20 protein-coding genes and 1 riboswitch are annotated in these 22,996 nt (G+C 29.8%); of the genes, 6 read left to right on the top strand and 14 right to left on the bottom strand.

What is annotated here, in order from left to right:
• Positions 1 to 258: 258 nt before the first annotated feature.
• The 3 genes from ACTG44_RS02870 to ACTG44_RS02860 all read right to left on the bottom strand — a co-directional run bounded on the left by ACTG44_RS02870 (position 259) and on the right by ACTG44_RS02860 (position 2,918).
• On the bottom strand, positions 259 to 1,437 hold the full coding sequence (locus ACTG44_RS02870) for a CD0519/CD1768 family membrane protein (protein ID WP_021383178.1): 1,179 nt from the start codon (positions 1,435 to 1,437) through the stop codon (positions 259 to 261).
• A gap of 224 nt (positions 1,438 to 1,661) precedes the next feature.
• Positions 1,662 to 2,156, bottom strand: a complete 495-nt coding sequence (locus ACTG44_RS02865; protein WP_021383197.1) for a threonine/serine exporter family protein — start codon at positions 2,154 to 2,156, stop codon at positions 1,662 to 1,664.
• The gene (locus tag ACTG44_RS02860; protein ID WP_065388354.1) at positions 2,157 to 2,918 is read right to left on the bottom strand and encodes a threonine/serine exporter family protein; all 762 of its coding nucleotides are present in this window, start codon (positions 2,916 to 2,918) and stop codon (positions 2,157 to 2,159) included. It abuts the gene before it with no gap.
• A 691-nt stretch (positions 2,919 to 3,609) separates the two neighbouring features.
• Between ACTG44_RS02860 and ACTG44_RS02855 the strand changes: the two genes are divergently transcribed.
• The 3 genes from ACTG44_RS02855 to ACTG44_RS02845 are packed head-to-tail and all read left to right on the top strand — an operon-like array spanning position 3,610 to position 7,730.
• Complete coding sequence (locus tag ACTG44_RS02855; protein ID WP_479921234.1) at positions 3,610 to 3,789, top strand: hypothetical protein; 180 nt, start codon at positions 3,610 to 3,612, stop codon at positions 3,787 to 3,789.
• 20 nt (positions 3,790 to 3,809) lie between these two features.
• Complete coding sequence (locus tag ACTG44_RS02850) at positions 3,810 to 6,443, top strand: sigma-54-dependent transcriptional regulator (RefSeq protein ID WP_479921233.1); 2,634 nt, start codon at positions 3,810 to 3,812, stop codon at positions 6,441 to 6,443.
• Positions 6,444 to 6,500: 57 nt separating this feature from the next.
• Entirely contained in the window at positions 6,501 to 7,730 is a 1,230-nt protein-coding gene (locus tag ACTG44_RS02845) for a D-alanyl-D-alanine carboxypeptidase family protein (RefSeq protein ID WP_479918072.1), read from the top strand.
• A gap of 571 nt (positions 7,731 to 8,301) precedes the next feature.
• On the opposite strand, the gene ACTG44_RS02840 is transcribed toward ACTG44_RS02845, so the two are convergent.
• The 8 genes from ACTG44_RS02840 to ACTG44_RS02805 form a co-directional block, all read right to left on the bottom strand.
• The gene (locus ACTG44_RS02840) at positions 8,302 to 12,222 is read right to left on the bottom strand and encodes a cell wall-binding repeat-containing protein (RefSeq protein WP_479921232.1); all 3,921 of its coding nucleotides are present in this window, start codon (positions 12,220 to 12,222) and stop codon (positions 8,302 to 8,304) included.
• A gap of 431 nt (positions 12,223 to 12,653) precedes the next feature.
• A complete protein-coding gene (locus ACTG44_RS02835; RefSeq protein WP_479921231.1) occupies positions 12,654 to 14,048 on the bottom strand; it encodes a HAMP domain-containing sensor histidine kinase in 1,395 nt (464 codons plus the stop codon).
• Complete coding sequence (locus tag ACTG44_RS02830; RefSeq protein WP_021383013.1) at positions 14,041 to 14,688, bottom strand: response regulator transcription factor; 648 nt, start codon at positions 14,686 to 14,688, stop codon at positions 14,041 to 14,043. The genes ACTG44_RS02835 and ACTG44_RS02830 overlap by 8 nt, the downstream gene beginning before the upstream one ends.
• A gap of 346 nt (positions 14,689 to 15,034) precedes the next feature.
• Positions 15,035 to 15,874, bottom strand: a complete 840-nt coding sequence (locus tag ACTG44_RS02825; RefSeq protein ID WP_479921230.1) for a PTS system mannose/fructose/sorbose family transporter subunit IID — start codon at positions 15,872 to 15,874, stop codon at positions 15,035 to 15,037.
• A gap of 23 nt (positions 15,875 to 15,897) precedes the next feature.
• Positions 15,898 to 16,656 carry a PTS mannose/fructose/sorbose/N-acetylgalactosamine transporter subunit IIC gene (locus tag ACTG44_RS02820; protein ID WP_021382929.1) on the bottom strand — a complete coding sequence of 253 codons (759 nt, stop codon included), beginning with the start codon at positions 16,654 to 16,656 and terminating at the stop codon, positions 15,898 to 15,900.
• A 45-nt stretch (positions 16,657 to 16,701) separates the two neighbouring features.
• A complete protein-coding gene (locus tag ACTG44_RS02815) occupies positions 16,702 to 17,175 on the bottom strand; it encodes a PTS sugar transporter subunit IIB (protein ID WP_021382910.1) in 474 nt (157 codons plus the stop codon).
• Positions 17,176 to 17,202: 27 nt separating this feature from the next.
• On the bottom strand, positions 17,203 to 17,610 hold the full coding sequence (locus ACTG44_RS02810) for a PTS sugar transporter subunit IIA (protein ID WP_479921229.1): 408 nt from the start codon (positions 17,608 to 17,610) through the stop codon (positions 17,203 to 17,205).
• Between the two features lie 67 nt (positions 17,611 to 17,677).
• Positions 17,678 to 18,730: a galactitol-1-phosphate 5-dehydrogenase gene (locus ACTG44_RS02805; protein ID WP_479921228.1), complete on the bottom strand. Its 1,053-nt coding sequence runs from the start codon at positions 18,728 to 18,730 to the stop codon at positions 17,678 to 17,680.
• 390 nt (positions 18,731 to 19,120) lie between these two features.
• Here ACTG44_RS02805 and ACTG44_RS02800 point away from each other — a divergent pair, with 390 nt between their 5' ends.
• On the top strand, positions 19,121 to 19,801 hold the full coding sequence (locus ACTG44_RS02800; protein ID WP_021382918.1) for a phosphoribosylaminoimidazolesuccinocarboxamide synthase: 681 nt from the start codon (positions 19,121 to 19,123) through the stop codon (positions 19,799 to 19,801).
• A gap of 136 nt (positions 19,802 to 19,937) precedes the next feature.
• Here ACTG44_RS02800 and sugE read toward each other — a convergent pair whose 3' ends face one another.
• Positions 19,938 to 20,258, bottom strand: coding sequence for a quaternary ammonium compound efflux SMR transporter SugE (sugE, locus tag ACTG44_RS02795; protein ID WP_479921227.1), 321 nt, complete (start codon positions 20,256 to 20,258; stop codon positions 19,938 to 19,940).
• A gap of 67 nt (positions 20,259 to 20,325) precedes the next feature.
• Positions 20,326 to 20,431, bottom strand: a riboswitch (guanidine-I (ykkC/yxkD leader).
• Positions 20,432 to 20,637: 206 nt separating this feature from the next.
• Here sugE and ACTG44_RS02790 point away from each other — a divergent pair.
• The gene (locus ACTG44_RS02790) at positions 20,638 to 21,468 is read left to right on the top strand and encodes a carbon-nitrogen hydrolase family protein (RefSeq protein ID WP_479921226.1); all 831 of its coding nucleotides are present in this window, start codon (positions 20,638 to 20,640) and stop codon (positions 21,466 to 21,468) included.
• A gap of 164 nt (positions 21,469 to 21,632) precedes the next feature.
• Here the strand turns inward: ACTG44_RS02790 and ACTG44_RS02785 are convergent, their stop codons facing one another.
• Positions 21,633 to 21,809 (bottom strand): indolepyruvate ferredoxin oxidoreductase subunit alpha, encoded by a 177-nt coding sequence (locus ACTG44_RS02785; RefSeq protein WP_021382925.1) that lies wholly within the window; start codon positions 21,807 to 21,809, stop codon positions 21,633 to 21,635.
• A gap of 28 nt (positions 21,810 to 21,837) precedes the next feature.
• Positions 21,838 to 22,209, bottom strand: coding sequence for a pyridoxamine 5'-phosphate oxidase family protein (locus ACTG44_RS02780; protein ID WP_021382922.1), 372 nt, complete (start codon positions 22,207 to 22,209; stop codon positions 21,838 to 21,840).
• Positions 22,210 to 22,451: 242 nt separating this feature from the next.
• Here ACTG44_RS02780 and ACTG44_RS02775 point away from each other — a divergent pair, with 242 nt between their 5' ends.
• Positions 22,452 to 22,955, top strand: coding sequence for an Rrf2 family transcriptional regulator (locus ACTG44_RS02775; RefSeq protein ID WP_021382933.1), 504 nt, complete (start codon positions 22,452 to 22,454; stop codon positions 22,953 to 22,955).
• Positions 22,956 to 22,996: the final 41 nt, after the last annotated feature.

The raw sequence follows: 22,996 nt of genomic DNA, 5'->3' as shown, positions 1-22,996 counted from the left end.
CTACAATTCCTCCTTATTGTTACTGTTTAAATTGGCTCTATTGTATATAATACAATTTTATCATAATAAATTCAATCAATACATTTAATTAATGTACTTAAATTACTAAAAGGTGCTGTCTTAAAATGAAAGTAAATCTCGATTTCAAAACAGCACCTCTATATATTTAAATTACTAATTTAATTTTACATACTTAAATTACTAGTTTATTCAATTTTATAAATTATAATATCTTAATATTTGATTTCTAGAACATTCTTATCCAACGAGCATAAATATAAAGTGGGCACATATACCTGCACATAAACCACCTATTGTATGTGAAAGTATTGCTTTACCAGCCAATGGTCTTGCTTCTAAAGCATCCATCATACCTATATGTGTACTTAGGTATCCACTCCAACACATACCCATTGCTGTAAATACTGCTATATCGTTAGGAGTTATAGCACCTGATTTTATAAATTCTGGTACTAAAGATATCGCTGCTCCAACAGCTCCTAATGCAGTTACAGGGAATGCTATTGCTTCTGGTGATGTGAATCCAAATAATGGCTCTATTATAAAGCTAATTTTATCACCAATAGCAGGTAATAATTTTATACCTTCATATGCAGCACCTGTGTAAACAGCTTGACCTGTAGCAGGGTCTGTAGATGGTCCAAAAGTTAATAACATAACTAATGTACAAACTACTAAAACTCCTGGTATTATAGCCATACCCATTTCAACACCTAGCTTACCACCTTCAAGTATAGCATCTAATCCTCTTTGGAATACATTACCATCTCTTATTTCTCTAAACTCTTCAATTTTTGTACCTTTTTCATTTACTTGCTTTTCAGTATCGCTTTTAGGGTCATAATTATAATACTTTTTAGTAAAAGTCAACATAATTCTAACACTAATAATACTACCTATTATTGCCCCAACATTACCTATTATAGCTGGTAGTACATATTCTTTACCTTGAGCTATCATAAAAGTTGTTACAATAAGCCCCATACCAAAGGCTGTTCCTAAGTTACATAAAGCAGGTATCTGATACTTCTTAAAATATTGTGTAAATGTTTTGTCTTTAGCAAATGGTATAATAGCTGGATTATCAGATAAATATGTTGCAACTACTCCTGCTATACTAGCACCAGGTAAGCCCCATATAGGTCTCATAAGACCTTTAAATATCTTATTAACTAAAGATATTACTCCGAATTCTGAAAGCAATGCACTAAGTGCACCTGCAAGAACTGCCATAGCCATTATTAAAAATACTGTATCTAATAAAAGCGCATGTGCTGTACTCATTATTACTTTAAACATCATACCTGCACCCATGATGCTTCCTACATATCCAAATCCTACCGCCAATAGTACAATAAATACGAAGGTTTCCATACTTACTGCCTTGACTCTTCTCTTATCCGACAGCTTTTCCATCTTGAAATCTTCCCCCTTTTAATTTAAATTAAGGTTTCTAGCATTGGTACAAATTTTTTGGTACAAACTGAACACTAAAACTTACACCCATAATGCAAGTTGTCAGTTTTTTGAAATAAAAAAAAACTATTTCCATAGAATAAGAATATCTTATCTAATTTGGATATTCTTATTCTATTTTATGTTATTATATTATCATCCTTTTACCTAAAAGTCAATTTTTTCTATTTTTGTGGCTTAATTTTATTTATACCCTTCTTATATTTTTCATTTTCTTTTATTTTTGTAAACATTCCATATAAGTTTACTTTTCTAAATACTGTAGTTATAAATACTAGTCCCAACGCAATTGAACTTGCACAGGATAATGTACTTACACCATATTCTACTGCTTTGATATAATTGTTTGTCAAGGCAGAATACATAGTATTATATATTCCATAGCCTGGTACTAATATTATTAAGCAACATACACTTAATGTAGTTGCTGGAGTCATATAAATCCTAGCACATAACTCGCAATATATTGCAAAGCATACTGTAGCTATAAAGAAACATAGATTTTCGGTTACTCCCATATTCAAACAAAATTTATATGAAAACCAAGCGATACTCCCACCTATCCCTGACAGTATCAAATTCTTTCCTTTCATATTAAATAGCACTCCAAAGCTTAAGGCTGTAAAAAAAGCTGCTATTACTTCTATAAATAAATGCATTTATATCCCCCCTAACTTGAAGTACAATCCAAGTACCAAGAACATTCCTACTGCTATAGATACACCTATAAAAAATACTTCTGCCAACTTTGCAAGACCAGAAATCAATTGTCCATCCAATAAATCTCTTAAAGCATTAGTCAGCGCTAGACCAGGGACTAATAACATTATCGCTCCTGCTATCAGATGGTCTATAGTCTTTATAAACCCAAGCTTCAAGATTATAATAGAACAAAGGGCTATAATAACTGCCCCAATTGCATTTACAAAGAAATCATTTAATGATGATTTATTTAAGTACATAGTAACGAACTTAGTCAGAATTCCCACAGTAAATGCGGCTATAAACTCTTCTATATTTCCTCCAAATAGTATAGAAAAAGTTGCTGCTGCAATACCTGCAAAAAATATTGTTATCAAATCTGAATAGTAGTTATCTTCACTTATCTCGTCTAAAATTTTCTCACATAGTTCAATGTCTAAATTATTTATACTTATTGCCCTTGATAATGAATTAACCTCGTGAACCAGATTTAGGTCTACTCTTCTTGAACTTATTCTTTTAATTGCTGAATGTAATTTTCCATCTACAAACACAGACGCCATTACAGCTGTTGGAGTCGCAAATACGTCTACATGGTCTATCCCAAAAGATTGACATATTCTAGCTATCGTTTCTTCAACTCTATAAGTTTCTCCTCCGCTTTGCAACATAGCTTTACCTGCGTTTGAGGAAAAGTTTAAAATTCTATCTATATCCACAAAACATATCTCCCATTCTTTTATAGTATTATTCATATTTTATTACAAGATGTTGTTTATTTAAACTAGTTTAAATAAACAATATCCAATATTTACATTTTATGAAAAAATTTGTTTTTTATGCTTGTCAAAACTAAATTTTAAAGTTATTTACAGCATAAAATGGCTGAATAATATATAACAAACACTTTCAACCATTGATATAATCTTTTAAATTGTACAAACTTCTCTGCAATAAAACTATCTATTTTTTGATTTTTAAATCTCTATAAATTTTACATCAACGTAATAGCTGTATATTTATAGTATAAAACATCACTCTTATGATACAAAATATAATTTGTAAATTTATCTATGTAAATTATCCATAACTTTATAAGTTACTTTCATATTGCTTCATATATATCTACCATACATCAATAAATGATACTTCATATATTAATTTATGGTAGATATATACTAAAAAACTCATATTTATTTATGTAACAACATAATATTCTACTTAAATTCATAAAAATCTATATCCAATATAATGCAACTCTTATTTTAACATCATCCATTACACAAAACAACATATTAAAAAGTAAAATACAAAATATCCACTATAAACCTTATTTTAATACTGAATATATATTATAATATATTTAATATAACTTAAATATAACTTAAATATAAAGAAAGGAGGCAATATATGCTAAGAAAAGATAAGGTTCTATTATCACTACATAAATTATGTGAAAATATAACTTTAAAAGACCTTCAATCAGATAAAACTGGATTTACTACAATAGAAGTTGCTAACCATTCATCTCTTGATAGAAGTAATACCAGTAAAGAATTAAATAACTTATTTAATGAAAAAAAGTTATAAAGATACCTGGCAAACCCATTTTGTTTTTACATGCTGGAATTATTGAAAATTTAATTGGTCATACTTTAGACAGCTCTGAGTTTTCTATACGTAATTGTAATGAACTGCTTGAATCAAGTAAAAATGATTCAGAAGATATTTTTTCAACATTACTTGGACACGATTCTAGTCTTAAGTTAGCTATAGAAAAAGCTAAATCTGCTATACTCTATCCTCCAAAAGGTCTTAATACATTACTCATAGGACCTACTGGTGTTGGAAAAAGTACATTTGCTGAAACAATGTACAAATATGCTGTAGAAAGTAGTGTCTTTTCTTCTGAAAGTAAATTTGTTGTATTTAACTGTGCTGAATATGCAGAGAATGCTAACTTACTCTTAAGTAATTTATTTGGTTATGTTAAAGGTTCTTTTACTGGTGCTAATAAGGATAAATTCGGGATAGTCGCACAGGCTGATGGAGGTATATTATTTTTAGATGAAATACATAGATTACCCCCAGAAGGTCAAGAGATGCTTTTTCTTTTGATGGACAAAGGCATATACAGACGATTAGGAGAATCTGATATCGTACATAAAGCTACTGTTTTTATTGTGTGTGCCACAACAGAAGATATACATTCTTCTCTACTTGGGACTTTTTTAAGAAGAATCCCAGTTACAATTAACCTACCTTCTTTACAGGATAGGTCCTTAAAAGAAAGATTATCTCTTATTAAATATTTCTTTATTATAGAATCTAAATATACTAATGCAACTATAAGAGTTCACAAAGATGTAATTAAATCTTTACTTCTTTATGATTGTTTTGGTAATATTGGTCAACTTAAATCTGACATACAACTTATGAGTGCAAGAGCCTTTTTAAATTATAAGACTGGTTTAAAAGAGAATATAGAAATAGATTTGTCCCTTGTTCCTGATTACATCTATACTGGTCTTTTAAAATTGAATGAAAATCGCAGTAATCTAAATAAATTATCAGAACTTGATTACATGCTTTTTTATGAATTTAATGGTAACAATTTAGAGGTTGAATATACAAAAGAACTGTCTAAATACAATATAGATACACCAAATAATGGGTTTAAATATTCTACAGAGATTCCTTATCTAGAAAATGATATAAGGAGTATGTTTATAAATTACATGGAGAAATACTCTACAAAATTACTTTCAATATCTTCAGTAACTCACTCTGATTATACAAGTAATGAAATTTTTAAGGTAATTAATCCAAAGATTTACTATGCTGTTGAACATTCTTTAAAAGAAGCTGAAAAAATATCGAGAAACAAATACACAAAACAAACTTATATCGCTCTTTCAATGCATATAAGTGCACTTATAGAAAATATAAATCAAGACACATATAATCCTAAGTACAATCTATATAATGATAAAATTTTCTTAGATAAAGATTTAAATATAGCTAAAATAGTTTTAAGTATAATTGAAAACGACTTACAAACATCTTTACCTAAAGATGAGGTAAAATTTATATCCATGTTCCTAAATAGCACATATCTTGAACCAAATAATCAATCTGAAAATATAGGTGTCATAATACTTGCTCATGGAAATTCAACAGCCAGTAGTATGTGTGATGTAGCAAATTCATTACTTGGTACAAATCACTGTAATGCAATTGACATGCCTCTTGATGTAAAGGTAAGTACTATACTCGATAAAGCTATAGAATTGGTAAAAGAATGTGATGAAGGCAAGGGAGTGCTTCTTTTAACAGATATGGGCTCTCTTATAGCTTTTGGAGAACTTATTTCAGAAAAAACAAAAATTAGAATACGTTCTATTGAGATGGTGTCTACCCCAATAGTTTTAGAAGCAGTAAGAAAAAGTACACTACCAGAAATGACTTTGGATGAATTAGCTAATTCTTTAAGTTCTTTAAATCCATATATTGGACGAGCTGCAATTGACTCAACAGAAATAAATTATCCTGAGAAATCAAAAGAGTATGCCATAATAACGACTTGTATAACGGGTTATGGTTCAGCTATGAAGATAGCAGATTTTATAAACTCTTCACTTAAAAGTATCAATAAGTACAATATTAATTTAGTTCCTCATAATATAGAGAGTTTTAAAATGTATAGGAATAAATTTAGTAATACTAAAATCTTGGCAGTTGTTGGCAGTGTAGATTTTAATGTAGCTAATACCCCATTTATACACATAGAGGAACTCCTAAATGGGTATGGTCTAGATATGTTAAACAAGATAATAGAAGGTACATTTAACGCCAATAGTATTACTAATATAAAAGAAACAAATCTATCATATAACAGCTTAATAATAAATTTTATGTCTCAAAACTTAGAGCTTTTAGACTCAGTTAAGTTATTCAACTATGTCAATTCATCATTATTTTCACTAATAGAATTAATAGATGAAGGTCTAAAAAGTAAGTTTAAGCTAGGATATATACTTCACTGTTCTTTTATGATAGAAAGATGTTTTAAAAATGCAACTTTTCCATATAATAACATTAATGAGTTAATTAGTAAAAATTATGAATTGTATAATTTAATACATGAGGCCTTTAAGCCAACAGAAGCTTATTTTAATATTTCAATACCAGATGAAGAAATTGCTTATATAATAGATATGATTAATGAGTATCTAGATAAATAAAACTTACAGCACCTACTTTGTGCATGTTAATTAATATATGAAACGGAGGATGAGATTTTGAAAAGAAAAATTAAACAGTTAATAGTACTTGCATTAATTTTTATATTTATAACTCCTGGCTTTGCGTTTGCAGATACTCCACCAGTACCAAACTCTTCAAGAGCTGCACTACTTATAGACCAGGAAACTAAAAGAATATTATTTGAAAAAAACAGTGATGAAAAGATGCCTCTAGCAAGTTTAAGTAAGATGATGACTTTTTTACTTGCAATAGAAGCAGTCAATAAGAATCAAGTAAAAGAAACTGATATGGTAAAGATAGACAAGTCTACAGCTTCAGTAGGTGGGTCTACTTGTAAACTTAAAGATGGTGATGAAATATCTCTAGGAGAGCTTATGCAAGGTCTTATGCTTGTATCAGGAAATGATGCTGCTATGGCTATAGCAAAGTATGTTGGTAAAACTGAAAAGAATTTTGTAAATATGATGAATAAGAAAGCTGAAGAAATAGGAATGATTGATACGTATTATTTTAATCCAAATGGGCTTCCTATATATACTGACCCAGAGCATAAGGAAGCACCTATTGAGAATATATCAACAGCTCATGATATAGTAGAGCTTGGAAAGTATATGTATGACCATTATGAAAATCAAGTTACTAGAATAACTACTATGCAAGTGTATAATGATACTAAGAAAGATTTTACACACTATAACACAAATCCACTACTTGTTTCAGTTCCTGGTGTTGATGGAATAAAGACAGGTTATACAGATAATGCTGGATATTGTCTTGCATTTTCTATGATGGTACCTAAAGATGCTAAAAATGAAAGAAATCATAGATTAATAGGTGTTGTCCTTGGCGATGGTAATAAAAAGAATAGAATTTCTTCTTCTGCTACTTTATTGAAGTATGGTAAAGATAATTTCTATTCTAAGAAGATAGCTCATAAGGGAGATGTTATAGAAACTCCTTGTGTTGATGGTGTTGATGATTTTAAGATAACTGTTAAGGTCGATAAAGATTTATATGGAGTTGTTTCAGATAATGAGAATATCCATCCTAAGATAGTGTTCAAAAATATGAGTTATCCTATTCATAAGGGAGATATTGTTGGTGTTGCAAAGTATTATAATGATTCTGGCAAGTTTGTTGGTAGTGTTGATGTGAAAAGTGAAAGTAATATAGGATGTATTCCTTTGAAGGATAAGATTAAGATTAAGGTTGCTAAGATAAATAGAAAGCTTGAGGTTAAAAATTCTGTTTGTTTTAAGGCTTAGGTTAGATGAGATTTATGAAAGACTCCACTTTATGGTGGGGTTTTTTGTTTTATACAAAAAATTAAAATAGTGGCAACAATTGAGGATGTGAGGGAGAGTTGCCACTATTTTGTATAGGGTATTATATTATGTTTTTAAGCTAGTTTTACTATCTTCTATGTTTATATAATAACTCTTGTGTGTGAATTTAATAGATAATTCATATGAAAATTATGTGAAGTTTTGCATTAAATTACACTTTAAACATATCTCTTAAATAGTTACTTATATCTCTAGATTTTATAAATTCTTTAATTAATTGTTTTCTTAAAGTATTCATAAAAAATCGCCTTTTCAACATTTGATTATAGTTAAACAGTTACCATAAATAAAACTTTTATTACTCTCGAAGCTCAAATTATTTTACATTACTTATTATCCCTTTTACTTTATAGAATAAGTTGTATATACACTTATAAAAAAGCACCTTATACTATAAATTTATTATTTTATAGGAAAGGTGCTTTTATTAATAATTTTTACTATAAACTTGATATATTAGAATTTAAACTAATAATTTAAATTTAAATATCTAATTTATCATAAAATTCAATAATCTTTGAAAAATATTTATTGGAGCTGTATATGCTTCTACTTCTACTTCTGCTGCTATTCCTGCATTATATCCTGCTTTCGCTGCATATCTTACTTCATATGTTCCTGGTGATAACCCTGTTATCTCTGTTTCTCCTGTTACTACACTTGTCCAATCTTGATCTGTTTTTAATTTATATTCCATTGCATCTGTCACACCAGTTATTTTTCCATCATTATCATCCGCTGTTGTTGGTGATGTTGCTGACAATCCTGTTGGAGCTCCTTGCTCCTGATTTGCTACATATGCTTTTACTTCTACTTCTGCTGCTATTCCTGCATTATATCCTGCTTTCGCTGCATATCTTACTTCATATGTTCCTGGTGATAGCCCTGTTATCTCTGTTTCTCCTGTTACTACACTTGTCCAGTTTTGTTCTGTTTTTAATTTATATTCCATTGCATCTGTTACACCAGTTATTTTTCCATCATCATCAGCTGCTGTTGTTGGTGATGTTGCTGATAATCCTGTTGGAGCTCCTTGCTCCTGATTTGCTACATATGCTTTTACTTCTACTTCTGCTGCTATTCCTGCATTATATCCTGCTTTCGCTGCATATCTTACTTCATATGTTCCTGGTGATAGCCCTGTTATCTCTGTTTCTCCTGTTACTACACTTGTCCAGTTTTGATTTGTTTTTAATTTATATTCCATTGCATCTGTCACACCAGTTATTTTTCCATCATTATCATCCGCTGTTGTTGGTGATGTTGCTGACAATCCTGTTGGTGCTCCTTGTTCTTGGTTTGCTACATATGCTTTTACTTCTACTTCTGCTGCTGTCCCCGCATTATAACCTGTTTTCGCTGCATATCTTACTTGATACACTCCTGCTGATAATCCTGTTATCTCTGTTTCTCCTGTTCTTACACTTGTCCAGTTTTGTTCTGTTTTTAATTTATATTCCATTGCATCTGTCACACCAGTTATTTTTCCATCATTATCATCCGCTGTTGTTGGTGATGTTGCTGACAATCCTGTTGGTGCTCCTTGTTCTTGGTTTGCTACATATGCTTTTACTTCTACTTCTGCTGCTGTCCCCGCATTATAACCTGTTTTCGCTGCATATCTTACTTGATACACTCCTGCTGATAATCCTGTTATCTCTGTTTCTCCTGTTCTTACACTTGTCCAGTTTTGTTCTGTTTTTAATTTATATTCCATTGCATCTGTCACACCAGTTATTTTTCCATCATTATCATCCGCTGTTGTTGGTGATGTTGCTGACAATCCTGTTGGTGCTCCTTGTTCTTGGTTTGCTACATATGCTTTTACTTCTACTTCTGCTGCTGTCCCCGCATTATAACCTGTTTTCGCTGCATATCTTACTTGATACACTCCTGCTGATAATCCTGTTATCTCTGTTTCTCCTGTTCTTACACTTGTCCAGTTTTGTTCTGTTTTTAATTTATATTCCATTGCATCTGTTACACCAGTTATTTTTCCATCATCATCAGCTGCTGTTGTTGGTGATGTTGCTGACAATCCTGTTGGTGCTTCTTGTTCTTGGTTTGCTACATATGCTTTTACTTCTACTTCTGCTGCTGTCCCCGCATTATAACCTGTTTTCGCTGCATATCTTACTTCATATGTTCCTGGTGATAGCCCTGTTATCTCTGTTTCTCCTGTTACTACACTTGTCCAGTTTTGATTTGTTTTTAATTTATATTCCATTGCATCTGTTACACCAGTTATTTTTCCATCATTATTTGCTGCTGTTGTTGGTGATGTTGCTGACAATCCAACTGGTGCAATTTGATCTTGATCTTGACCATTTTCTTTTATTGTTATTTCTGTTATTGCTCCTGCATTATATCCTGGCTTTGCTGCATATCTTACTTCATATATTCCTGGTGATAAATCTGTTATTTCTGTTTTCCCTGATTCTACTTTTATCCAATCTTGATTTGTTTTTAGTTTATATTCCATTGCATCTGTTACACCAGTTATTTTCCCATCATTATTCGCTTCTGATGGTGCTATTACTTCCAAACTTCCAGGAGCTTCTTGCTCTTGATCTTCTGCATATGCTGGTATTTCTATTTCTTTTATTGCTCCTGCATTATATCCTGATTTTGCTGTATATCTTACTTCATATATACCAGGTGATAATCCTGTTATCTCTGTTTTTCCTGATTCTACTTTTATCCATGCTGAATTTGTTTTTAATCTATATTCCATTGCATCTGTTACACCACTTATTACTCCATCACTATTTGCTGCTGATGTTGGTGATGTTGCAGTTATCCCTGTTGGAGCAGCTTGATTTTTATTACTTGAAGAACTTCCTCCTGATGAACTTCCTCCTGAAGATGAACCTCCTCCATGTGAACCTCCTCCACTTGAAGAACTTCCTCCTGATGAGTTAGAACTTGGATTATTTCCACTTATAGATGGAGAATTATCTCCTTTAACAGTACTTATTGTACCCTTATTATCTATAGTAGTTCCTTTAGAATTATTTGTAACTGTAGTTATCTTTCCACCATTAGTCACTTTTACTTGACTTGCTCCAGATGCTACTGTTAAACTACCAATCTCACCTTTAGAATTATTCTCTATCTTAGCTCCATTTTTATCATTAACCTTTAAGTTAGTTATTTTTCCATAGTTAATGAAAGTCCCATCTTTAACATCATCTATAACTACATCATCTACTTTTGCATAGTTGTTTACATCCCCATTAGGCATGTTGATAGTTACAGTCTTTGTATATGTACCATTTAAGTTTACTGTTACTGCTTTATCAGTTTGTATTGTAAATGCTTCTTTAACTTCACTATTCGGTTTAAAGTTTATAACATCATTAGCAGTAGCTTTATCTACAGCTGATTTTAACTCAGAAATTGTTTTAGCTTCAACTGTGCTTACTTCTTGTAATGATTTCATTTCATTAAATGCTGTCTCATTGCCATTTCCGCCAACTTTAGTTATTTTGTCAAAACTCTTAGAGTTTACTAAAGATTTTTGTGAAGCTGATAAATTCTTTCCAACTAGAACTACTGGTGATTGGTTTTTAGCTCCTAATACACCTACTGCTAATGCATCTATAAGTTGGTCTTGTTTAGCCATACCATCTTTAGTTACATATGCATTTTTTAAATCTGTCTTTTTATAGAACTCTTTTACTACTTTTGCATTTGTATCATTTCTATCTGTTCCACCTAATCTTGTACTATTTGGCAGTTTATTTTTAACAGCTTCAGAAACTGAACTCTCCCCACCAACTACATAAGATTGAGTTATTCCTGCATCTTTTATAAACTTATCTGCAACTGCTGTTCCATTTTTAGAATCAGCAAGTATTACTGGCATGTTGTTTTGAGCAGCTGGTGCTCCCACACTTACTGCATCTGCAAGCCCTTTTTCGCCATTAACTACAGCTATTTTTTTAACATCACTTATGCCATCTAATCTCTTAGCTAATTCTAAAGATGTTTGGTATCTTTCAGCTCCAGAGATTCTTTCAAAAGATATTTTCAAATCTTTTATTTGTTTTTCTATATTTGTACTTAATACAGAAGTTCCACCTATTAAGTATATTTTTTTAGCTTTTAATCTTTGTATTTCTGCTTTTGTCTTATCATTTAATTTATCTTTACCTGTTAAAAGTATTGGAGCATTTTTTGCCTTTGCAAATGGTGTTGCAGATAAGGCATCTGCTATAGATGAGTCATTTACTACTACTACTTCATCAGCATTTTTCCATCCATCTTGACTTATTTTAACAGCAGTCTCATATCTTTCTTGTCCTGTTAAATTTGTTGCTACAGTTTGTGCACTAGCTATCCCTGCTGTTGAACTTCCAGCTATCATTGTAACTGTAATCATAGCAGCAATCTTCTTTGGTATTTTCATTATATTTTTCCCCCTTGTCCATTTGATAACACTTAAATTTTTCAGCTTTGTTCCCGTTCTAATTCTAAGGGATACTTAATGCCTAATTTTAAAGAGGTTTTCTAACTATAATGATTTCATAATTAATATATAATTTATTTACTATTTTTTTATATTGTAGTTATAATAAAGGAATAAAGAAATTTTCTAATTAATTGAAAAATTAGTAAATTTAGACTTTAAAGTGAATTTAATTTTTTTGTTAATGAATTGTGGTAAAAAAGAGAATTTTGCACAAAAAAAGTAGCCTTTAGAATTAAAAGTACTACTTTATTTGCAAATAAATTTTATTATTTATACTTGTAATTATATATTAAATAACCAATTTTATCCATATGAAAAATAAATAATTATGATGTTTTTTTAATTATTCTTTATATTTTAATTTAAATTCAAATTACTTTTATAAAGATAATATAAAATTCTATCATTCCATCACAAATTTCAACCCTGTATCCAAAATTATTTTCTTCAAGTATAGTTCTCACTATAGTAAGACCAAGACCCGTGCCAGAAAGTTCTTTACTTCTCGACTTCTCTAAAACATAAAAAGGCTTCCATATATTCTCAATATCATCTTCCATATCATAATCTATACCATTTTTTATAGATAACACAACATTCTCATTCTCTTTAAAAAGATTAATCTCTATTTCATTATTACTAGTATACTTTATCGCATTGCTAATCAAATTATTAAATATAATATCTATACTATCTTTATCTGAACTTATTCTAAGTTCTTTATCATCTATACTACACTTAACTTTTATACTACCTCTATCAATTAAAAGCTCATAGTTTTTTAAACTTTTATACAATCTCTCTTTTAAATCCACTGGATGCAAATTAACTTCTCTTTTCTCATATTTTGCCCAATATAAAAGAGTATTTATTGTATTAGTCATATTTTCTGCCTGCTCAATTATTGTATCAGTATAAGTACCATCATCCAACCCATCTTTCATCCCTATCGCATATGCTTTTATGAGTGCTATTGGAGTTTTCATTTCATGAGATGCATCTGATATAAAAGATTTTAGATTCTTATTTCTCTTATTCAATTCATTATGTGCTTTTTCAAGTTTTACACTCATTATGTTTATACTGTAAGCTAATTCCTCTATTTCATCATTAGTTTTTATTGCTTCAGTCCTAAAATTTAATTCAGATATATCTTTAGATAGAAGCTTTAATTTTTCCATAGGTCTTATAATTCTGTTTGATAATATAAATATAAGTATAGTCATTATGACTACTGAAAAGATTCCCATAATTATATTAAATCTATTTACAATCCCAATAGTTTCTTCAGAATGTTCTATAGGTATAGATATGGCAAACAAGTAATTATCTTTCTTCATAAATTTTACAAGTAGACTATATTTCGTTTTACCCTGATTATATATTTTATTTATACTTTTATTATCAATATTTTTTAAGCTATCTTCTTCAATCCAAAATTTATTTAAACTTAGACCTTTCTTCCAAAATTCACTTAACAAATCTTGATTTATTTTATCTATATTACCTTTATCTTTGTAATTCTTATCTAATTCTATATATACAATAGCTGTATTATTTTTTGCTTCAATCGAATCAATATCTGATTTTAATTTATTTATATCGTTATGTTTGATTTTATCTGCAATATTATCCAATACATTTCTTTTCTCGTGTAAATAATATCTATGAATAAACATACTATTTATAGTTATAGACATTATATAAACAGCTACAACTACTATAGATATGCTTATGGACAATTTTTTGTTTAGTTTAGTCATCAAAATCCTCCAGACTATACCCTAACCCTCTGTAAGTTTTTATTATGTCCTCCCCTATTTTCGCCCTTAACCTTCTTATATGAGTATCTACTGTTCTAAAATCCCCATCATAATCCAAGCCCCATACTAAATCTAAAAGTTTCTCCCTAGATAAAACAATCCCCTTATTATTAATTAAACAACGCATTAATTCTAATTCTTTTTTAGTCAATATCAGCTCTTTCTCATTTTTAAAAACTTTATTTGCACTAAAATCTATTTTTAAATCTTTAATATTAATTGTATCTTTATAATTTACTAATTTCTTAGCCCTTATTATCAAAACTCTAGGGTCAAATGGTTTTTTAATATATTCATCTGCTCCTATATTGAGTGCTTCTATTTCATCTTCACTCTGACTTTTGGCCGTCAACATAAGAACTTTTGTATTACTATTTTCCTTTATCTCTTTGCAGACCTCTATTCCATCAATTACTGGCATCATCCAGTCTAGTACTGCTAAGTCTATCTTATTCTCATAAAAAATATCTAATGCTTCTTCTCCATTTTTTGCAGTAAGTACATTAAAGTTTTCCTTTTTAAAATATGCACAAAGTATCTTAAGCATGCTAACTTCATCATCAGCAATTAATATGTTCATCTATTCACACCCCTAAAATTTATTATCATATTTCATATTATATCCATTGTTTCAATTATATAAAATACATGTTACAAGAAGTTTACAATTATTTATAATATATTAATTACATATAATTGCTATCTTTTTGAGTCAACTTAAAATTTTATATCCAAATAAAAAAGTACCTCATCTAGATTAAAAATCTTTCTGAGATACTTTTTAAAAGATTATATAGTGTAGCTTGTATAACCTTAAAAATCAATCTATTATAAATTTAATTACCCTAATCACTATACTTTTTACTACTCTCTTATAAATTTAATCAACCTATTTATAATCCTCTTTGACTATATAGTATATATATTTAAAATAATCCTACAATACCTGTAATAGCTCCCACTACTATTAATATAAACATTATTTTTATTGGAGAAAGCCCTTTCTTTAAAGCAAAAAGTACTAATAAGGTAAGCACCAAAGGAATTAGTCCTGGGAATATCTTATCAAGTAAATCCGTTTGAAGACTAAACTTAAAATCTCCACTAGTATAACTTATTGGTGTGGATAAATTAATAAATCTACCTACAAGCCCTCCCATAACTAAAGTTCCTAGTATAGAAGCTCCTTCTATAACCTTATTTACTATTCCACCTTGAAGTATACTTTCAACAGATTTTTTACCATACTTATATCCACTTGTCCACATTCCAAAAGAAATTGAAGTCATTATTACATATTGAGCTATTACAAATAGTATAGGTCCTGCGATTGACGCTCCTCCTTCAGTTAAACCAATACAAACAGCTAATACTATTGGTGTTATAACTCCCTGAGTTAGAGTATCACCAATACCTGCTAATGGACCCATCAGGCCTGTTTTTATGGCATTCATACCATCGCCACTTATCTCATCTGCACCATTAGCTTTTTCTTCTTCCATTGCTATTGTTATTCCATGTATAACACATCCACATATAGGTTCTGTATTAAAAAAAGCCAGATGAGTTTCAACTTCTTGTTTTAACTCTTCCTTATCTGGATATAATTTTTTAAGTACTGGTAACATTGAATGTGAAAATGCAGTTGATTGTAACCTTTCATAATTATAATTAGACTGTGCAAAGAAAAACCATCTTAGCCATGATTTTATTACATCTCTCTTACTTAACGTTTTCTTAGACACTTCACTTTTTGTATCTGACATAATATTTTCCCCCTCTCATGTATTTAAAATGTAGCACTATCTTTTCCGTACTTAATTGAAGTAATCGTAAGAGCAAGTATTACCCCAATAACAGATATTACTATTATATCCACTTTAAAATAAACAGCCATCAATATTCCTAATATGAAAAAGGGCATCGTAAATTTATTTCCAATCAATTTTAAATTCATAGCAATTCCAAGTGCTGGTAACATCGCTCCAATTACATTAAATACATGAAGTACATTCTCATTCATTACTTCCAACATACCATCTATAGCATTTGGACCAAAATAAACCACTAATAATGCAGGTATAAAACTCATTGCAAATAATAGTATCTGTGGTGGAACTATATTTATAAACGCTACCTTGTCGACATTACCCTTTTGAACTTCCTTATCAGCCCAATGTGCAAAAAAAGAATTTACTGTCATTTTTCCAATCCAAAGTACAGTTGCGACAGTACCTAATGGGACAGCTATTGCCATTGCAGTACTTACATCTAGCTTAGATGCTATAGCTAAAGCAGTCCCCACATATCCTGCAAAAGCTGGGTCTCCCATCTGTGCCCCTCCTGCTGATATAAAACCTAAATATATCATATTTATACCCGCTCCTATAATTGCTCCTTGGACAGGGTCTCCTAATATAATTCCTGTTACAAATCCTGCTAACAAAGGTCTATTCCATGTAAAAAATCCAACATAAGTCAGCCATGGACTCCAAGAAAGATAATAAAAAATTGCTATTAATACTGCTTGAATTAGTGAAATTTGCATAGACTTCCTCCTTATTTATTTCTAAAGATTCAAAAGATAGTATTTTTATAATAAAGTTCCTACATCAATTTTTTTTGCATCTGGTACTATTTGTATAAAGCACTTAATATCCTTTGATATTAGTTCTTTAAATATTTCTTTTTCTTCATCTGATACAGATATATTTTTATAAAAACTTCTTCTCCCAAGTCCAGCTCCCATACCCCCAACGTTTAGCTCTTTTAAATCTACTCCATTGTTTACTAAACCCAAAACAGTTTTAGGGTATTTAACTAAGACGATTAAATTTTCATCCCCATTATATGATTTTAATACCTCAGCACCTGACTCTACATCATGTACCTCAACCTTAACAGTTGATGGTGCTGCCATTTGTAAAACTTGAACTATGAATGGGTCTTTTACAACCAAATCATCCACTATTACTATCCTTTTTGCTGATGTAATCTTACACCAAGCAGTAATCACCTGACCATGTATCAATCTATCATCAATTCTTGTTAATGCTATATTACTCATAATAATTCCTCCAATTTTTAATTTATTTTATATATTTAAAGCTGCTTTTACATCTTTAATCCCTGATGCTCCAACCTCTTCACATAAATTTTTCAACTCTATTAACTTCATGTTCTCTCTGTTTAAAAATAATTCTAAAAGCATAGGTAAATTTACACCTGTTAAACATTCCAAGTCACATACTTTAGCAAACTTATTTATTACAATCGCAGATGTATTAAATGGAGTTCCACCATAAAAGTCAAGCAATAATAAAACACCTTCATCTTTATATTTTTCAATTTCATTTTCTAATCTTTTACTAAAATCATCTATACTGTCACCATGGTTTAATCCTAAAGTTTCTACTTTTTCCTGTTTACCTACTATTAATTCAGCACTTTCTAACATTGCTTTAGCCATATTTCCATGTGCAGCTATAACTATTCCTGCCATATGAATCATACCTTTCTTAACTAAACTTTTTTATATAGATTATAGATTATTACTCTAGCATTCTAATCTAATTAGCTACATTAATCATTATCTTACCAAAGAAGATATCTCTTTTGTATATTTTTTCAAAATAAGATGGCACTTCGTCCAAGTTTATTCTATGTGTTACTAATTTTTCAACATTCATGTCCCCTTTCTGCATGTGATATAACCCAGCACTCCATTCTTTTCCTGGAAATGGGAATGAATTTCCAAACCAAGTTCCCTTTACGGTTAATTCACTTCTTACTATCTTCTCAAATTGTTCTCTAGTCAAAGCTACATCTCCATATGGTACACCTGCATACAGTACTGTCCCTCCTTTTTTGGCTAACAACAATACTTGACCGCATGTCATTGGAGTTCCTGCTGATTCAATAACAACATCTGCTCCAGCCCCATTAGTTAAATTTTTTACTTCATTTATAAGATTCTTGTCTTTTGCATTTATACAAATATCTGCTCCTAACTCTTTTGCTAGTTCTAATTTTTCATCAAATACGTCCACAGCTATTATTTTTGTAGAACCAAATATCTTTGCCCATTGTATTGAGAATAATCCTATTGGTCCTGTTCCAAGTACCACAACAGTATCTCCAACTCTAGTCTCTGACCTGAAAAGACCATGTCCTGCTATACATACTGGTTCTAAAGCAGCAGCTGTTTCATAGCTTATTTCATCTGGTATTTTTATTAAATTTCTTTCTTTTACCTTTGTATACTCAGCGAAACACCCTCCAAGTTCTTTATTTCCTATTATCGATACATTATTGCATCTCGAATATAATCCTTTTTTACATTCATCACACTCAAAGCATGGCATCGCTGGGCAAACAGCAACTCTATCTCCTATTTTAAAATTTTTCACTTCTGAACCAATCTGAGCTACTTCTCCAGAAAATTCATGACCTAAAATTTCGCCTACCATATGTGGACCTGTCTTTGAATACTTCGATATATCAGAACCACATATTCCAGCTACTTTTACTTTAACTATTACATCATCTTTTTCTAATATTTTTGGTACCTCTACATCTTCAATTCTTGTGTCTCTTATACCATAGAATCTAACTGACTTCACTATTAATCACCCCTATTATTTATTCTATTTAATATCATTTTATATGTTAAATATATAAAGCAATTTTCATGCCAATATATGTAAATACTGTTTTCATGCGGTTTGTCAAATTATCATTAAATGTGTGTTAAAGTGTGTCAAAAATTATTTATATTAAAGCATATGTGTGTCAATGTAAATGACACTCACCTTCTACACTAAGTCTTTTATTATAAAACCCATAAAATGTACTTTTTTTATTATTTTTATAAAAATGTTCGGAAATTTTACTTCTATTTGTGATATAATATTAAATATAAGGTATCAATATAAATTTTCATGCGAATATCAGAACTTTTTTGACACTAATGCCTTATTCAATATAATAATTTAACTTTTTGGAGGTTGTTTATGAAAAAAGTGTATCAAGGAAAGACTAAAGATGTTTTTGAACTAGATAATGGAAATTACTTACTTAAATTTAAGGACGATGTAACTGGTAAAGATGGTGTATTTGACCCAGGTGAAAATAGTGTAGGTCTAAGTATAGATGGAATTGGTAGAGCTAATTTAGAGACATCTGTTAAGTTTTTTGAAATTCTAAACAATGCTGGAATTAAAACTCATTATGTAGGTGCTAACTTAGAAGAAGCAACTATGGAAGTTCTACCAGCAAAAGTTTTTGGTAATGGATTAGAAGTTATTTGTCGTTATAGAGCTGTTGGTAGTTTCTTACGTCGTTATGGTTCATGCGTTGAAGAAGGTGCTAAACTAGATTGTTATGTAGAAGCAACTTTAAAAGACGATGACCGTTGTGACCCACTTATAACATCTGAAGGTTTAGAAGCTTTAAATATTATGACTCAAGCTCAATTTGATTCAATGAAAAGTATGACTCAAAAAATTTCTAATATAGTTCGTGATACTATAGCTGAAAAAGGACTTGAGCTTTATGATATCAAATTTGAATTTGGATTCTACAATGATGAAGTAATATTAATAGATGAAATAGCATCTGGAAATATGCGTGTTTATAAAGATGGTGTAATAGTTGACCCTATGGATTTAACTGCTCTTTTATTAGCAAAATAATACATAGTATATACATATAATTTTCAAATATAATAAACTTATAAAAAAAGCTATGAAATGAAGACTTTTTAAATGTTAATTATTTTAAAATATTTAAAAAATCTTTACTTTCATAGCTTATTTAAATTAATTCATTCTAATTAGTAGATAGTAACTTTAAACCTACAATCCCTACCACAATAAGACCTATACATGCAATTCTAGCTATACTGATAGGCTCATTTAATATAGTAATCCCCACAATAGCTGTACCAACTGTACCAATTCCAGTCCATATAGCATATGAAGTTCCAAGTGGAAGATGTTTAAGTGCTAATGATAAAAAGTAAAAACTTATAATCATTCCAACAATAGTAAGTATACTTGGAGTCAATCTAGAAAATCCATGCGAATTTTTTAGTTGAAAAGCCCAAAAAACCTCAAACAAACCTGCAATAAATAAAAATAACCATTTCATAAAATCATCCCTCTCATCAAATTTCTCATTTTTTACAAATAAAATAACCTGAGAAATATTCTAAAATATCTCCCAGGTTTTTATCCTTCCGTGTTCACAGTAAAACTATGCTGTGGGTTTTATCTTGGACCAGACCAATCATTAATAATTGCGGAACCCTATAAAACTCTATTAATTATTCTATTGTATTTATAATAATACTATCAACATATATAAGAAAAGTCAATATATGGATACAACAGATAATTATAATAATATCTATGTACTTTTTTAGATATACTTATAAGTCCTTTTCTTACCTCTTTATGGAAATCTAAGAATATCTAATTTTTATTTAATATGTTATAATAACATAAAAATATTGAAAGGAGTAATTTCTATGAATTCTTATAAAATTGCAGTATGTCAGATGATAACTACAGAAAATAAAATTGAAAATATCAATCATGCTGTAGAAATGGTAACAGAAGCTGCCATCAATGGAGCTAAAATTGTGATTTTGCCAGAAATGTTTAACTGTCCATATGAAAATAAATATTTTCCTAAATTTGCTGAAGAATATCCAGGTGAAACAACAGCGGTATTGAGTAAGTTAGCCGAAAAACATGGAATCTATCTAGTTTCTGGTAGTATACCAGAATTAGAAGATAGAAAAATCTATAATACTTGCTATGTATTTGATAAAAATGGAACTCTAATTGGAAAACACCGTAAAATGCACTTATTTGATATTGAAGTTACAGGAAAGGTTAGCTTTAAAGAATCCGATACTCTTACAGCAGGAAATGATGTTACTGTAATAGATACTGAGTATGGAAAAGTTGGTATAGCTATTTGTTATGACATTCGATTCCCTGAATTATCACGTTTAATGGCTCTTAAAGGTGCTGAAATCGTTATCTTACCTGCTGCGTTTAATATGACTACTGGCCCTGCTCATTGGGAGTTATCTATAAGAATGCGTGCTTTAGATAATCAAATATTCTATGTTGGTGCTGCACCTGCTAGAAATAAAGATGCTTCCTACATAGCTTATGGTAATTCAAGAATTTCAGACCCTTGGGGAAAAATTATTGCTCAAGCTGATGAAAAGGAATGTATTATTTATGCTGATATTGATAGAGATTTAATTCCTGACATAAGACAGCAATTACCATTGCTTAAACATAGAAGAACAGACTTATATGAACTTAAAACTTTGAAATATTAAACATATAATAGAAGAGGCTGTCGCATGAGCAAATTAAATTTGTTCTGCAATAGCTCCTTCTGCTTGTATATTAACAAATACTACTCTCTTCACTACATTCCATAGTTTTGACTTAACAAATAAATCATTATCTTACTGTCAATTACATTTACTTGATGACATTTCTATTGCTTTGAAGATATACATTTTTTAGGGCATATAAGTTGACAAGCTCCGCAGTCAACACATACAGATTCATTGATTATTCTTTTTTCTTCTAATTTTGTTATACACCCAACCTTACACACTCTCTCGCAAGAGCCACAACCTATACAATTAGATTTATTGATTCTTCTTGGCATAATTCTCTCCTTAAACTTAAAATATGTTTTATAAAGTTTGTTTACAAGACTCAACTGTAATTTCTAACACTCTTGTTAAAAAAGGAAATTTATCTGCCATCATTTTAAAATCACTTCCTTCTTTTAAGAATCTGGCTTTTCCTTCAAGTAAAAATCCTGTTCCCATGTATCTATATCCCATTACCTCGTGACTACCAATAGTTAATTTAACTTTAGAGTTGATATTTATATTTTCCTCTGTTTTAATCATTGCAGCTGCTGGAATTAAAATTTTATTTTCATCAGCAAGAACTATATAACTATTCCAAGTATTAGATACATGAGCCTCGCTATTGTTATAAGTTACTATGGAAACTACGCCTTCATTATTTAATACTTCGAAAAACTTTTCTGTAAACATCTTATATTTCCTCCTGTATATTAAGAATAATTTTTAAATTGATGAATATTTAAAAGATATATTAAAGATATTTATTATCGCCGATATATCTTGTCTTTAATTATAATATAATAGTTTTTATACTATGTCAATGATAAAAATTATATTATTTTATAAGATTTGATAATAAGGTAATGGGTTGAATGATAATTAATAATAATGTATTATTAAAGATATTATTTTAGAGAAGGAGTTTTGCTGTAATGAAGTTTTCAATAGGAGTAGAATATGCACTACATTGTTTATTATATATGGTAAATTTAGAAGAAGGTAAATCTGTTGGAATCAGAGATTTGGCAACATTTCAAGGAATATCAGAGACTTATCTATCGAAAATATATGCTAAATTAAGTAAATCAGGAATAGTAAAATCTGTTCCAGGAGTAAAAGGTGGGTATACATTAGCTCGTGATGCAAAAGATATAACATTTTGGAATGTTATTGAAGCAGTAGAGGGAAAGGAATCATTCTTCCAATGTGCAGAAATTAGACAAAATAACATATTATTAGATAAGGAAAATTTACCAGATACACATACTAAGTGTCCTTGTTTAATAAAAGTAGTAATGTTAGAAGCTGAAAATGAAATGAAAAATTACTTGAATAATAAGACTTTATCATGGTTATATAATCAAGTATATAATAATATACTTCCTAAAGAGATGGAAAAAGCTACAATAGAATGGTTTAAAAATACTGAAAAATGATTTATTAGAGAGGTTACGTACTAGAAAATAGCACCACACCC

The sequence above is a fragment of the Clostridioides sp. LIBA-2809 genome (assembly GCF_056688965.1).
Note: the sequence above shows the minus strand (reverse complement) of the source record. Positions and strands in the feature narration are given on the sequence as shown.